This is a genomic window from Actinocorallia herbida, from assembly GCF_003751225.1.
In the GTDB taxonomy this organism is placed as follows: domain Bacteria; phylum Actinomycetota; class Actinomycetes; order Streptosporangiales; family Streptosporangiaceae; genus Actinocorallia; species Actinocorallia herbida.
In genome coordinates this window covers 8,168,720-8,181,294 of the sequence record NZ_RJKE01000001.1, presented here as the reverse complement: position 1 = coordinate 8,181,294, position 12,575 = coordinate 8,168,720, and the positions used below count along the sequence as shown (strand labels likewise).

Genomic DNA, 12,575 nt, shown 5'->3' with positions numbered 1-12,575 from the left:
GTCACAGGACGCGGGCCATGAGGACGTCGTCGACATAGGCGCCCTCGATGAGGAACTCCTCGCGGAGTATCCCCTCGATGTGAAAGCCCGTGCGCTCGTACAGGCGGCGCGCCGAGGTGTTGACCGACAGGACCCGCAGGGTCAGCCTGCGCGCGCCCTGACGGCGGGCCTCGGCGCAGGCCGCCTCCAGCAGCGCGCGGCCGATCCCCAGTCCGCGGACGGAGTGGTCGACGCCGAGGCCCTGGATCTGCCTGACGTGCGCGGCGGTCGGCTGCCGGATCGGCTGGACGAGCCGCAGGAAGCCCACGACCTTCCCGGCCCGTTCGGCGACGAGGAAGTCGTCGGGCAGGTTGAAGCGGTCGAAGAAGTGCGGGCCGGCGGACGGGCGGGGCACCACCGAGTTGTCCGGCGCCCAGGTGCGCCGGTCGAGGTCGGCGAGCGCGCGCTCGTCCTGCGGCCGTGCCTTGCGGATGACCACGTCGTTCACGCCCCCAGTCTGCCGTTCCCGGACCATGCGGGGCGAGGGCGGTGGGAGACTTGGCGCATGCGTCTCGTCATCGCCCGCTGCTCCGTGGACTACGTCGGGCGGCTCACCGCCCATCTGCCGCTCGCGACCCGCCTCGTCCTGATGAAGGCCGACGGCAGTGTGTCGATCCACGCCGACGACCGCGCGTTCAAGCCGCTGAACTGGATGAACCCGCCCTGCACGGTCAAGGAGGAGCCTTTCACCGAGCACGGCGCGATCGCGAAGTGGACGGTCACGCACGGCAAGTCCGGTGAGCAGCTGATCCTCACCGTCTTCGAGGTCCTGCACGACCATCGGCACGAGCTCGGCGTCGACCCCGGCCTCCAGAAGGACGGGGTGGAGGCGCACCTCCAAGAGCTGCTCGCCGAGCACATCACCACCCTGGGGGAGGGCTACCGGCTGGTCCGGCGGGAGTACCCCACCGCGATCGGGCCCGTGGACATCCTGTGCCGCGACGCGTCCGGGGGCACCGTGGCGGTGGAGATCAAACGGCGCGGCGAGATCGACGGCGTCGAGCAGCTCACCAGGTACCTGGAGCTGCTGAACCGGGACCCGCTGCTGGCGCCGGTCAAGGGCGTCTTCGCGGCGCAGGAGATCAAGCCCCAGGCGAAGGTGCTCGCGCACGACCGCGGCATCGACACCGTCACGCTGGACTACGACGCCCTGCGCGGCATCGAGAAGGAGGGAATGCTCTTCTAGGGCGTTCCACCGGGTTACGGGCCCTGGGACGCCGAGAGCCGCCCCCGGTGCCCGGTCCGGGATGACGGCCCGGTGCGGTCGGCCGAGGGCGGCCCGTGCCCGATGATCTTCGGCCCGGCCGCGTCAGAGGTCCGGACTGAACGAGTAGGTGTACTTCGCGTAGTGGTGGTTCGTGCTCGGCACGAAGACCCGGTACGTGCGGTTGTTGCGCAGCACCCAGCCGGTCTGCCCGATCCGGTCGGTGCGGCGGCACGAGACCGTCACGAAGCGGCGGTCGTAGCCCCGGACCTCCCTGCGCTGGAGGCACGCCCGCGCGTCCCGCAGCACGCGGTCGGTGCCCGCCCGGGTGACCTGGATCTCCAGGAGCGACCGGTTGCGCCGGTAGTCCTGGAGGTCGAGCCGCACCGAGACGCGGTAGCGGCGCAGATAGTCGTCCTTGACCGCGGTGGCGACCCGGCCGCCGGCCGTGGCGGAGGAGTCCGCGGCCACGGCCGTGCTCGGGGCGGCCGGCCGAGCCGGCGGCGCCGCGGGGATGGTGGACTCGGAGGCGAAGGCCGATGGTGCCGTGGCCAGCGCAGCCGCGGCTGTCGCCGCACAGAGCATCTGCTTGATCATGCATCCTCCCGGAGAGATCGTTATCCGATGACCTGTCCGAGAAGGGCGGTGGTGAATCTTGAGGCGGCGCTTGTGCTTGGTCAATTATCGGAAAAACGAGTCCTTTGTCGGAAATAGAAATCGGTGTTCCGGGAGAAAGGTCCAGATCGTCATGGCCTGGTGTAAGGGACGCCGACCCGGGCGTGCGCCTCTTCCACGATCCGCTGGTGCACGCCGAACCGCAGCGTCCGGGTGAGGGCGTACCCGGCGGCGCGGGCGGCGAGCGGGCCGACCGGGGTGCGGGGCGACAGGCCCAGCAGGCGCTTGGCCCAGGACGGGAGCAGATCGGTGGCGACCCGGCTGATGACCTGCGTGGAGTAGCGGGTGGTGGCGTCCCCGCCGACGGGCCCGCGCAGGAATCCGATCGCCTCCAGGGTCTCCTCCGAGACGGTGAGGCGCGGCCGCATCATGGCGAAGTAGTCGGCGACGTCGGCGCGCGACTTGGGCACGTCGGTCGCGCCCAGCATCTCCGAGACGACGGCGTACTGGGCGAAGTACTCGTCGAGGCCTTTTCCGTCCAAAGGCTTCGGGTGGTAGCGCTGATGCGCTTTCGCGGCCTGGGCGGACTGGGTGATGCCGGTCCAGATGATGTCGGCGGAACTCGTCGCGGAATAGGGGCGGCCGTCGGGCATCGTGCCGTGCACCCGCTTGTGCATCGTCCGGACGATGCCCGCGAGCTTCTCGGCGACGGGCGTCGCGGCGTAGGACATGCCGCTGACGAAGCTGCTGGTGAACCCGAGGCGCCGGATCGGGTCCTGGAGGTAGTTCGAGTGCTGGTTGGTGCCGTGGGTGACCGGTTCGTTGAGCGTGCCGAGCAGGAGTCCCGAGACGCCTCCGAGGACGCCGGACACGTCGCCGTGCACGTACCAGACGGCCGAGCCGGGGCCGAAGAGCCCGGGATCGCCGACCGGCTCGGTGTACTGCTCGCCGGGGAGGTGGGCGGCGGCGAGCATGCCCCAGTAGGAGTCGTCGATCTGCTTCCTGAGGTTCATAAGCACATACTTATGGACGCATGAGACAAATTGCAAGTGCTGTCTCACGGATAGGGTGTGACCATGCCCTCAGGTGCCGCCACGCCCTCCGTGCCGTCTTCGCCCTCGGCCGTCCCGCCGTCCTCCGCCCCGCGCTCCTCCGCCGAGCGGATCGTCGACGCGGCCGAGGAGTGCTTCGCGCGGTTCGGCGTCGCCAAGACGACGGTCGAGGACGTCGCGAACGCCGCGGGCATGTCGCGGGCGACCCTGTACCGGAACTTCTCCGGCGGGCGGGACGAGCTGATCCTCGCCGTCTTCCTGCGCGACATCGGGCGGTTCCTCGACGAACTCGTGGCGAACGTCCCCGAGGAGTTCGACCCCGCCGAGTCCGTGGTGGCCGGGGTGCTGGACGCGGTGCGGTTCGTGCAGGGCGAGCCCAAGTTCGCCGCGCTGTTCGTGCCCGAAGCGGTCGGGCACACCCACAAGGCGGTCGCGCACTCGTCCCAGCGGGCGGTCGACCTGTGCGCCGAGCGGGTCGAGCCGTACTTCCTCGCCGCCCGCGACGCGGGCCTGCTGCGCGCGGAGCTCGAGGTCAACGGCACCGTCGAGTTCCTGTTCCGGATCATCTCCTCGCTCAGCCTCGCGCCGCTGGAGCGGCCGGAGGCCGAGACCGCGAAGTTCCTGCGCACGTACGTCGTCCCCGCGCTGCTGCCCTAGTCGTGGCCGAAGAGTTATCCACAGGCTCGGATTCGGATGCGGGGCCGGGGAGGTAGCGTTCGGCTCGTGAGACAGACGCAGCGCAGTTCCGGCAGGGGGATCAGCCCGGTCTTCCTCGGCATCCTGGCCTTCACCGCATTCTTCGGCTACCTGGTGTGGCGGGCCGAGTGGCTGCCCGGCGCCGGTCCATCGAGCCGGGCGGGCCTCGCGGTGTTCGCCTTCGTGGTGGGCGCCTGGGTGGTGTCGCTGTGCCTGCACGAGTTCGGGCACGCGGCGCTCGCGCACCGCTTCGGCGACCACTCGGTGGCCGCGCGCGGCTATCTCACGCTCGACCCGCGCAAGTACACCGACATGACCCTGAGCATCGTGCTCCCGGTGCTGTTCCTGATGCTCGGCGGCATCGGCCTGCCGGGCGGGGCGGTCTGGATCGACCGCGGCGCGATCCAGGGCAGGCTGCGGCACAGCATGGTGTCGTTCGCCGGTCCGGCGGCCAACATCGTGTTCGCGATCCTGTGCGGGGCCGCGATCCAGCAGTGGGCCTTCGAGTCCGAGCACACGACCTTCTGGGTCGCCATCGGCTACCTGGGCTTCCTCCAGGTCACCGCCGCGGTGCTGAACCTGCTGCCCGTCCCGGGGCTCGACGGCTTCGGCATCTGGGAGCCGTACCTGCCCAGGGCCTTCGTGCAGAAGGTGGCCGGCTACGGCATGTGGGTGTTCATCGGCCTGCTGGTGCTGCTGTGGATACCACCGCTGAACCGGGCCTTCTTCACCGTGGTCTACGGCATCACCGGATGGTTCGGCATTCCCGAGGAGTTCGCGCAGGTCGGGCACTCGGTCTTCATGTTCTGGTGACCCGCGTCCCAGGGGGCGCACCGGCCCCGCGGGTGGCCCGGCCGCGCACCCACACCCTTCGGTAAGGGAAGTGTCACGAAATCGTCAAGGAAACCTCGCGATCCGTCGCCGTTCACACTGGACGTCTCACGCAAAGGTGATTAGCGTCACCAGTGGACACTTCGGCGGAAGGAAGCCACTCGTATGTCCCTTGATGTCTCCCCCGAACTGCTCGCAAGGGCACAGCAAGGTGAGATCGACGACGCGATGTTCGTCGAGTGCATCCGGACCTCGCTCCCGTACGCCTGGGATCTGATCAGCGGTCTGGTCGCCGACCTCGAGGTCGCCGGAGGCGACTTCGCCGACAACCAGACACCTCCCCCGGACGAGCAGGCGCGTGGGCAGCTCCTGCGGGTCCTGGCGAGTGACGCCATGCGCGGCAGCATCGAGCGCTACTTCGGCGTCAAGCTGGCCTTCCAGAACTGCCACCGGGTGGCGGTCTTCCCCGGCAAGGCCGGGGACACCGACACCTACCGGAAGTTCGTGACGGCGCGAGAGCAGATCCTCAACCAGCAGCCGCACCTGCGCGACTGCTGACGGGCACCCGGAGCCTCGGCAGGACGTCCCTGCCGAGGCTCCGCACGCATTGCAGGACCGCTGAGGGGTCCGCGGCGCATTCGGCAAGCAGGACCACCCTCGCGACGTCCGGGACCGCACACGTGCGTTCCAGGGCCGCGGCGCAGTCCTCCACGGTGCCGACCGCGTGCAGGTCGGCGAGATCCGCCGCGTACTCGGCGGCGTCGCGCTGGGCCCGCGGCCTCCCGTCCACGGCGACATGGCCCGCCAGGCCCGGCCCCATCCAGCGCGGCAGCTCCTCCCGGACCGTCGCCCTGGCCTCCTCACGGGTCCGGCCCACCCAGGCCAGGCCCGTCGCCACGTGGCCCGCCCCGGCCGGGCCGCCCAACGCGCGGTACCGGGCGACGGCCTCGGCCTTCGCCGCGTCGCCCACGTGCATCCCCAGCAGCATCGGCAGGCCGCGCCGCGCGGCGAGTTCCTCCGAGGCCGGGCTCGTGGCGGCGAGGAAGACCGGCGGGGGAGTCTCCGGCCGGGGGACGAACGGGACCTCGCCGAACCGGAAGAACCGCCCGTCGGCCGCGATCGTGTCCCGGCCGTCCAGACAGGCCCGGAGCAGGTCGAGAGCCTCGGGGAAGCCCTCCTCGTACCGTTCGAGCCCGGTGCCCAGGACCTCGAGCTCCCGCCACGGGCCGCCCCTGCCGATCCCGAGCAGGAACCGCCCGGGCGCCAGCGAGGCGAGCAGCGCGGCCTCCTCGGCCAGCGCGACCGGATGCCGGGCCGACAGGACGGCGACCGCGGTGCCGACCGCGATCCGGGACGTCGCGGCGAGCAGGTGCCCGGCCAGCACGGTCGCCGACGGGCAGACCCCGTAGGTCATGAAGTGGTGCTCGGCGAGCCACACCTCGTCGAATCCGGCGTCCTCGGCCGCTCTGGCCAGCGCGACCGTGCGGCGAAGGGCGTCGGTGGGGGACTGGCCGGGCCACTGCCCGGCGGGGAGGAAGAGTCCGAAGCGCATGGTCGTCTGCCTGCCCGGCGGAGGCGTCTGCCAGACTTCTTCCCAGTGGACGGCTTGAGAGGAACTGCTATGGGCTTCGGCAAGGTGGGCGTGGTCGGACTCGGCACCATGGGCGCGGGCATCGCCGAGGTGCTGGCCCGCGGCGGCGTGGAGACGGTCGGCGTCGAGATCAACGACGCGGCCCTGGAGCGCGGCAGAAGCGGCATCGAGGGCTCCACGACCCGTGCCGTCACCCGCGGCAAGCTCACCGAGGAGGCCCGCGACCAGATCCTCGGCCGGATCACCTTCAGCACGGACTTCGGCGCCCTCGCCGACTGCGACCTCGTCATCGAGGCGGTCCCCGAGCTGATCGCGCTCAAGGCCAAGGTCTTCGCCCAGCTCGACGAGGTGTGTCGGCCCGACGCGGTGCTGGCCACCAACACCTCGTCCCTGTCGGTCACCGAGATCGCCGCGGCGACCTCCCGGCCGGAATCGATCGTCGGTGTCCACTTCTTCAATCCCGCGCCCGTCATGAAGCTCGTCGAGGTGATCCACAGCGAGCGGTCCAGGCCCGAGTTCGTCGCGGCCGTCACCGAGCTGGTCGGCGACCTCGGCAAGGTCCCGGTGACGATCGGGGACCGGGCCGGGTTCGTCGCCAACCGGCTGCTGTTCGGGCTGCTCGGCCCGGCCGCCCAGCTCGCGGAGACCGGGGTCGCCAAGGAGGACATCGACGCCTCGCTCAAGGCGATCGGCCTTCCCATGGGCCCGCTCACCCTGATGGACCTCATCGGCCTCGACACCTGCCTCGAAGTGCTGGAGGCCGTCCACGCCGACTCCGGCTCGCCCCGGCACGAGCCCGCGGGCATCCTGCGCAAGCTGGTCGACGAGGGCTCGGTGGGCCGCAAGTCCGGCGGCGGCTTCTACACCTACGACCGCGCGGGCTCCGGCACCGTCGTCGCCCCGGTCGAGGGCACCGCCTCGGCGGAGATCGCCGAGCAGCTGTACGGCCCGTACCTCCAGGACGCCGCCGAGATGGTCCGCAGCGGCTACTGCACCGCCGCCGACGCCGACGCCGCCATGACGCTCGGCTGCGGCTTCCCCGTGGGCCCGATCTCCGCCTTGCGCGAGCGGGGCGCCTGGACCGACTGAACTCGCATAATCTTCAGCCCGTGGCACGCAAGAACCGGCGAGGCGACGGCGGCGAGCGGCCGCTGTCGTCGTTCGGCGTGCAGGAGACCAGGCGCGAGGCGGACGGCGAATGGCATGTCCGCGCCATCACCGCGGCGGCCGCGGTCAAGGCCTACCGGTGTCCGGGCTGCGACCAGGTGATCCCCCCGGGGGTCCCGCACCTGGTCACCTGGCCCGCCGACCGCGGCGGCCCCGACGACCGGCGGCACTGGCACCGGCCGTGCTGGTCGGCTCGGCTGCACAGAAGACCCAGAAGGTGACATGAGCACGGAGATCAGGGCATCCACCGTCCTGCCCGCCAAGCGCGAGGACATCACGCTGCACACCGGCGACGGGCTCGAGCTCGTCGGCGAACTCGCGCTGCCCGAAGGCCGCGCCCCGGCGGCGACCCTCGTCTGCCTGCACCCGCTGCCGACCCACGGCGGGATGATGGACAGTCACGTGCTGCGCAAGGCGTCCTACCGGCTGCCCGCGCTCGCGGGGCTCGCGGTGCTGCGCTTCAACACCCGCGGCACCACCTCCGAGCGCGGTACCTCCCAGGGCGCGTTCGACGGCGGCGAGGGCGAGCGCTACGACGTCGCCGCCGCACTGGAGTTCGCCGAGTACCACGATCTGCCGAACGTGTGGCTGGTCGGCTGGTCGTTCGGCACCGAACTCGCCCTCAAGTGGGGGCTCGACCCGTCCGTGGCGGGCGCGATCCTGCTGTCCCCGCCGTTGCACCGCGCCACCGACGCGGACCTCGACGCGTGGGCCGCCGACGGCCGCCCGCTGACCGCGCTCGTCCCCGAGCTCGACGACTACCTGCGCCCACCCGAGGCGAGCCTGAGGTTCGCGCGGGTCCCGCAGGCCGAGGTCATCGGCGTGCCCGGCGCCAAGCACCTGTGGGTCGGGGAGCCGTCGGTGCAGGTGGTGCTGAACGAGATCGTCAAGCGCGTCGCCCCGGACGCCTGGCCGCTGCCCGTCTCCTTCTGACCGCACACGGCCAGCCCGCGGTGTTCTTCTGATCAACCGGGTACGGGAGTGTGCGTTGAACCGTTTCAAGACGTTCTAAGGGGATTGCTGATGCAGTTGTACGCACGGGACGTCGGCCAAGGCACTCCGCTCGTACTCCTGCACGCGTTCCCCCTTTCGTCCTCGATGTGGCTGCCGCAGCGCGAGGCGCTGGCCGGGCGTTTCCGCATCATCACCCCCGATCTGCGCGGGTTCGGCGGCTCGGTGCTGGGCGCGGAGGAACCCTCGGTGGAGACGATGGCCGACGACGTCGCGGCGCTGCTGAAGTCCAAGAACATCCCGCGTGCGGTGATCGGCGGGCTCTCCATGGGCGGCTATGTGGCGATGGCGCTGTGCCGCAGGCATCCCGACCGGGTGCGCGGCCTCGTCCTCGCCGACACCAAGGCCACCGCCGACGCCGACGCCGCGCGCGAGAACCGGCTGCGCACGGCCGACCGGATCATCGCCGAGAACAGCGTCGCCGTGCTCACCGAGGAACTGCTGCCCAAGCTCATCGGCCCGACGACGATGCGGCAGCGCGCCCTGGTCTACGGGCGGATCCGCGGCCTCGTCCAGTCGACCCCGCCGAAGGCCGCGGCCTGGGCGCAGCGCGCGATGGCGGCCCGGCCCGACAGCACCGAGACGCTCCGGGCGGTCCGCGCGCCCGCGCTGGTCATCGTCGGCGCCGAGGACGGCATCACCACCGAGGCCGACGCCCGGCACATGGCGGACGCGCTGCCCAACGGCGAGCTGCACGTCATCCCGCGGTCGGGCCACCTCACCTCGATCGAGCAGCCCGACCTGTTCAACCAGTCGGTCGCGGACTTCGTCAGCGCGGTCGCCAAGTCCACCGCCTGACGGCGGGAGGCCTCAGCGGGCGTCCTGGCGGGGGTGGACCACCTCACGGATGATGAGCGAGATCGCCGCGGCCACCGGGATCGCCAGCAGCGCGCCCGTGATGCCCATCAGGCTGCCGCCGACGAGCGCGGCGATGACCGTGACGACCGGCTGGACGTTGACCGAGCGCTCCATGATGCGCGGGTAGATGAAGTAGTTCTCCACCTGCTGGTAGAGCACGAAGAAGATGGCGCACGCGATGCCCTCGGGGACGCCGGTGAGGAACCCGACGAGGGTGACGATCGCCCCGCCGATCGTCGCGCCGACCATCGGGATCAGGCCCGTCAGCGCCACGATGAGGGCGAGCACCGCCGCGTACGGCACGCCGGCGATGCTGAGGAAGATGTAGGCGGCCACGCTGGCGATGAGCGAGATGAGCGCGGCGCCGGAGACGTATCCGCCGATCTGGTCGAGGATCTCGTCGCCGAGCAGCGCGACCCTGGCGCGGCGGGTGCGCGGGGTGAACCGGTAGAAGAAGTTCTTCATCTGCGGCAGCGCCGCCAGGAAGTACAGGGTGAGGATCAGCACCGTGAAGGTGTTGAAGATGGCCGACAGCGCGCCCCGGCCGACGCCGAGCGCCCAGTCGGCGACGCTCGCCTGGAAGTTGGACTCCAGCAGCTTCTGCTGCAGTGTCTCCAGCAGGTTGTAGCGCTGGTCGAACTCGGCGATCCGCTCGTTCTGCTGGAGCTGGGCGATGTACTCCGGCACGTGCTCGGCGAACTTGCTGATCTCGGTGACGACGGGCGGGACGACGGCCCAGCCGATGCCGGTGAGGAACAGCGCGACCGCGAGGAACACCACGGCGACGGCCTTGCCGCGCGACAGCCCGACCTGCACCAGCCGCTCCACACCGGGGTTCAGCCCGACGGCGAGGAACAGCGAGATGGTGAGCAGGATCAGCACCTGCCTGACGTCCAGGACGGCCTGCACGAGCAGCCAGGCGAGGATGCCGCCGAGGACGGTGAAGAAGCCGAACACGAACGGCTGGAACCTGTTGAGCGGAGCGCCCGGCATGCCGAAGGGGAGCTGCTCGGTGACCCCCGCCTCACGGCGGCGCTGGCCGATGTCCGTCAGCGGGTCGGCGCCGCGCTGCGCCGGCACCCGCTCGGCGTCGACCGGCCCGGCGGCTTCGACGGGCTCGATGGACTTGCCCGTCCCGAGGGTCTCGGTGGACCCCCAGGCGCCCTGCGCGGGCGGCTCGGACCCGCCCGCGGGCACCTCGCTCGGGAGCTTCCCCGGGTCGTGCCCTGCCGACGGATCCGCGTTGGAGTCCCGCATGCCCTCTCCTTTTCCCCGAAGCCGACGAAACGCCTAAAGAGATAGACGCAGGAAGGCCCGGGGTCGTTGCCGACCCCGGGCCACATTGTCCCTCACCGAACCCCTAGGGGTGTTCGGTCACTCCTGCCACCAGTCGTCGTCGTCACCGGCGGACGCGGGCTTCTTGGCACCGGCCTTCGCGGCCGGGGCCTTCGGCTCCGGCGCGGAGACCGCGGGGGCGGGCTCCGGCGCGGAGACGGCCTCGGGGGCCGACATGACCGGGGCGACGCCACCGATGAGCTGGCGCAGCTGGTTCAGGTGGCTGGTGATGGAGTCGCGCTGACGCGTGAGCTCGTCCACCTGGCGCTGTGCCGCGGTGCGGATGCGCTCGGCCTCGGCCTTGGTCTCGGCGAGCAGCTGCTCGGCCTGCGACTTGGCCTCGGCGATGACGTTGTCGGAGTTCTTGCGCGCGTTGGCCATGAGCTGCTTGGCGTGCGAGTCGGCCTCGCGACGTGTCTGCTCGGCCTGCTGCGTGGCCTTGGCGGCGCGCTGCTCGGCGGAGGCGGCGCGCTGCTCGGCCTCGGCGACCAGCTTCTGCGTGGCGGCCTGGGCGGCGGCGTGGCGCTCGGCGTCCTGGCGGTCGGCCTCCTCGCGGCGGGCCGCGAGCTGGATCTCGAACTCGGCCTCGGCCTGCGCGCGCTGAGCCTCGGACTCCTCAAGGATGCGCTGCGCCTGCGCGCGCATCTCATCGGCCTGCCGCTTGGCGGTGGTGAGGATCTCGTCGCGCTCGCGCTTGGTGGAGGCGCGCAGCTGGGCGACTTCGCGCTCAGTGGTGGTGCGCAGCTTGGCGATCTCGCGCTCGGCGCTGGCCCGCTTCTCGGCGACCTCGTGGTCGGCGGTGGCGCGCAGCTTGGCGACCTCGCGCTCGGTGGTGGAGGTCAGCTCGTCGGCTTCACGGCGGGCGCTCGTGCGCACCTCGTCGGCCTCGCGCTCGGCGGTGTTGCGCATGTCGTCGCCCTCGCGCTGGGCGTTGTTGCGCAGCTCGGAGGCGTCGTTCTCAGCGGTGGCACGCAGTTCCGCGGCGTCGACCTTGGCCGCGGCCTTGATCTCGTTGGCCTCGGAGCGCGCGGCGCCGACCAGCTCGGTCGCCTGCTCTTCGGCAAGGCGCAGCAGCTGCTCGATGCGGGCGCCGAGCCCCGAGTAGGTCGGGCGCTCCTGCTCCTGCAACTGGCGGTGCGCGTCGGAGAGCTCGCGCTGGAGCGCCCCCGACTGCTCGGTGGACTTGCGCACCTCGTTGTCGAGCTGCTTGATGTGCTCGTCCACCTGGTGGCGGTCATAGCCGCGGAGGACGACGTCGAACTCCTTGGCGGGGGTGTCTTCGAAGAAGTTGCTGAGCTGGGCGTCGATGTCGGACTGCATGGAGGCTCAATCCTGGTGTGACGAGTGCGGGCCGGGGTCATCTGTGTGACTTCACAACCGGTTGATGGCCTGACGGTGCGCAGAGCTTCTTCCGGCGAGTGCAGCGTACTCCCGCCGCTGCCGTGTTGGGGGCTCATCTGAACGCACTGCGTAGATTGTCGGATTTGTTACCTTTCCGACACGGGCGTGCGGAGCCCACTCTTCCACGGAGAGTGACGTGAAGAACCGGACATGAAGGCCGAGACGTCCATGGAAACCCCGCTGCGTGACCGCGCGATTTCGATAACGTCACGAAACAGGCAACGCTGGACGACTCCCAACGATGTGGTGACTTCCCGGCCTTCTACTCCGTCAGAAGGTGTCCGTCATTCGGCCTTCTGTACCAATTCGGTGAGGACGCCGTGGCAGTCCTTCGGGTGCAGGAACGTGATGCGCGAGTCCATCGAACCCCGGCGCGGCTGCTCATAAAGGACCCGCACGCCCTTGCCCGCGATCCCGTCGGCCTCTTCCTGCACATCGGTGCCGTCGGTGCCGAACGCGATGTGGTGGACGCCCTCGCCGTTCTTCTCCAGCCACTTGGCGACGGTCGAATCGTCCCGGATCGGGGTGATGAGCTGGATGTAGGAGGCGGCCCCGTCACCCGTGGTGTTGATCTTGAGCATGCACTCCCGGACGCCCTGCTCCTCGTTCACCTCGAAGTGGGCGTCGGTGAAGCCGTAGGTGCGCTGGTAGAACTCGACGGTCGCGTCGAGGTCATGGCAGGCGATGCCGATGTGGTCGATGCGGGACAGCATGGGGCGAACCCTCCAGAAACTCGGTACGGGGCTGCTGGGTATCGTGGCAAACGAGTTGAGCC

Annotated in this window: 15 protein-coding genes; 8 read left to right on the top strand and 7 right to left on the bottom strand. The window is 70.6% G+C overall.

Features of this window, described 5'->3' with window-relative positions; genetic code table 11:
* Position 1: 1 nt before the first annotated feature.
* Entirely contained in the window at positions 2 to 487 is a 486-nt protein-coding gene (locus tag EDD29_RS37170) for a GNAT family N-acetyltransferase (RefSeq protein ID WP_246053198.1), read from the bottom strand.
* Positions 488 to 544: 57 nt separating this feature from the next.
* Between EDD29_RS37170 and nucS the strand changes: the two genes are divergently transcribed.
* Positions 545 to 1,225, top strand: coding sequence for an endonuclease NucS (gene nucS / locus EDD29_RS37165; protein WP_123668879.1), 681 nt, complete (start codon positions 545 to 547; stop codon positions 1,223 to 1,225).
* A gap of 123 nt (positions 1,226 to 1,348) precedes the next feature.
* On the opposite strand, the gene EDD29_RS37160 is transcribed toward nucS, so the two are convergent.
* Together EDD29_RS37160 and EDD29_RS37155 are read right to left on the bottom strand one after the other, a co-directional pair.
* Positions 1,349 to 1,840 (bottom strand): hypothetical protein, encoded by a 492-nt coding sequence (locus EDD29_RS37160; protein ID WP_123668878.1) that lies wholly within the window; start codon positions 1,838 to 1,840, stop codon positions 1,349 to 1,351.
* Positions 1,841 to 1,989: 149 nt separating this feature from the next.
* Positions 1,990 to 2,871 carry an oxygenase MpaB family protein gene (locus tag EDD29_RS37155; RefSeq protein ID WP_123668877.1) on the bottom strand — a complete coding sequence of 294 codons (882 nt, stop codon included), beginning with the start codon at positions 2,869 to 2,871 and terminating at the stop codon, positions 1,990 to 1,992.
* Positions 2,872 to 2,934: 63 nt separating this feature from the next.
* Between EDD29_RS37155 and EDD29_RS37150 the strand changes: the two genes are divergently transcribed.
* The 3 genes from EDD29_RS37150 (at position 2,935) to EDD29_RS37140 (ending at position 4,995) form a co-directional block, all read left to right on the top strand.
* Entirely contained in the window at positions 2,935 to 3,567 is a 633-nt protein-coding gene (locus EDD29_RS37150) for a TetR/AcrR family transcriptional regulator (protein ID WP_123670922.1), read from the top strand.
* A 66-nt stretch (positions 3,568 to 3,633) separates the two neighbouring features.
* Positions 3,634 to 4,419, top strand: a complete 786-nt coding sequence (locus EDD29_RS37145) for a site-2 protease family protein (protein ID WP_123668876.1) — start codon at positions 3,634 to 3,636, stop codon at positions 4,417 to 4,419.
* A gap of 183 nt (positions 4,420 to 4,602) precedes the next feature.
* Positions 4,603 to 4,995: an SCO5389 family protein gene (locus EDD29_RS37140; protein ID WP_123668875.1), complete on the top strand. Its 393-nt coding sequence runs from the start codon at positions 4,603 to 4,605 to the stop codon at positions 4,993 to 4,995.
* Here EDD29_RS37140 and EDD29_RS37135 read toward each other — a convergent pair.
* Positions 4,964 to 5,989 (bottom strand): LLM class flavin-dependent oxidoreductase, encoded by a 1,026-nt coding sequence (locus tag EDD29_RS37135; protein WP_123668874.1) that lies wholly within the window; start codon positions 5,987 to 5,989, stop codon positions 4,964 to 4,966. The genes EDD29_RS37140 and EDD29_RS37135 overlap by 32 nt on opposite strands.
* A 69-nt stretch (positions 5,990 to 6,058) precedes the next feature.
* On the opposite strand from EDD29_RS37135, the gene EDD29_RS37130 reads away from it, so the two are divergent.
* The 4 genes from EDD29_RS37130 to EDD29_RS37115 all read left to right on the top strand — a co-directional run bounded on the left by EDD29_RS37130 (position 6,059) and on the right by EDD29_RS37115 (position 9,004).
* Positions 6,059 to 7,117 (top strand): 3-hydroxyacyl-CoA dehydrogenase family protein, encoded by a 1,059-nt coding sequence (locus tag EDD29_RS37130; protein WP_123668873.1) that lies wholly within the window; start codon positions 6,059 to 6,061, stop codon positions 7,115 to 7,117.
* Between the two features lie 20 nt (positions 7,118 to 7,137).
* On the top strand, positions 7,138 to 7,416 hold the full coding sequence (locus EDD29_RS37125; RefSeq protein ID WP_170201735.1) for a hypothetical protein: 279 nt from the start codon (positions 7,138 to 7,140) through the stop codon (positions 7,414 to 7,416).
* A gap of 1 nt (position 7,417) precedes the next feature.
* A complete protein-coding gene (locus EDD29_RS37120) occupies positions 7,418 to 8,128 on the top strand; it encodes an alpha/beta hydrolase (RefSeq protein WP_123668872.1) in 711 nt (236 codons plus the stop codon).
* Positions 8,129 to 8,218: 90 nt separating this feature from the next.
* The gene (locus EDD29_RS37115) at positions 8,219 to 9,004 is read left to right on the top strand and encodes an alpha/beta fold hydrolase (RefSeq protein ID WP_123668871.1); all 786 of its coding nucleotides are present in this window, start codon (positions 8,219 to 8,221) and stop codon (positions 9,002 to 9,004) included.
* Positions 9,005 to 9,016: 12 nt separating this feature from the next.
* Here the strand turns inward: EDD29_RS37115 and EDD29_RS37110 are convergent, their stop codons facing one another.
* From EDD29_RS37110 to mce, 3 genes are all read right to left on the bottom strand, one after another.
* Positions 9,017 to 10,321, bottom strand: a complete 1,305-nt coding sequence (locus EDD29_RS37110) for an AI-2E family transporter (RefSeq protein ID WP_123668870.1) — start codon at positions 10,319 to 10,321, stop codon at positions 9,017 to 9,019.
* A gap of 117 nt (positions 10,322 to 10,438) precedes the next feature.
* Positions 10,439 to 11,719 carry a DivIVA domain-containing protein gene (locus tag EDD29_RS37105; protein ID WP_123668869.1) on the bottom strand — a complete coding sequence of 427 codons (1,281 nt, stop codon included), beginning with the start codon at positions 11,717 to 11,719 and terminating at the stop codon, positions 10,439 to 10,441.
* Positions 11,720 to 12,084: 365 nt separating this feature from the next.
* Positions 12,085 to 12,513 carry a methylmalonyl-CoA epimerase gene (mce, locus tag EDD29_RS37100; RefSeq protein ID WP_123668868.1) on the bottom strand — a complete coding sequence of 143 codons (429 nt, stop codon included), beginning with the start codon at positions 12,511 to 12,513 and terminating at the stop codon, positions 12,085 to 12,087.
* Positions 12,514 to 12,575: the final 62 nt, after the last annotated feature.

Coding starts and splice junctions, on each gene's coding strand:
- nucS (WP_123668879.1), top strand. CDS start 545: ATGCGTCTCGTCATCGCCCGCTGCTCCGTGGACTACGTCGGGCGGCTC.
- EDD29_RS37160 (WP_123668878.1), bottom strand. CDS start 1,840: ATGATCAAGCAGATGCTCTGTGCGGCGACAGCCGCGGCTGCGCTGGCC.
- EDD29_RS37155 (WP_123668877.1), bottom strand. CDS start 2,871: ATGAACCTCAGGAAGCAGATCGACGACTCCTACTGGGGCATGCTCGCC.
- EDD29_RS37150 (WP_123670922.1), top strand. CDS start 2,935: ATGCCCTCAGGTGCCGCCACGCCCTCCGTGCCGTCTTCGCCCTCGGCC.
- EDD29_RS37140 (WP_123668875.1), top strand. CDS start 4,603: ATGTCCCTTGATGTCTCCCCCGAACTGCTCGCAAGGGCACAGCAAGGT.
- EDD29_RS37135 (WP_123668874.1), bottom strand. CDS start 5,989: ATGCGCTTCGGACTCTTCCTCCCCGCCGGGCAGTGGCCCGGCCAGTCC.
- EDD29_RS37130 (WP_123668873.1), top strand. CDS start 6,059: ATGGGCTTCGGCAAGGTGGGCGTGGTCGGACTCGGCACCATGGGCGCG.
- EDD29_RS37120 (WP_123668872.1), top strand. CDS start 7,418: ATGAGCACGGAGATCAGGGCATCCACCGTCCTGCCCGCCAAGCGCGAG.
- EDD29_RS37115 (WP_123668871.1), top strand. CDS start 8,219: ATGCAGTTGTACGCACGGGACGTCGGCCAAGGCACTCCGCTCGTACTC.
- EDD29_RS37110 (WP_123668870.1), bottom strand. CDS start 10,321: ATGCGGGACTCCAACGCGGATCCGTCGGCAGGGCACGACCCGGGGAAG.
- EDD29_RS37105 (WP_123668869.1), bottom strand. CDS start 11,719: ATGCAGTCCGACATCGACGCCCAGCTCAGCAACTTCTTCGAAGACACC.
- mce (WP_123668868.1), bottom strand. CDS start 12,513: ATGCTGTCCCGCATCGACCACATCGGCATCGCCTGCCATGACCTCGAC.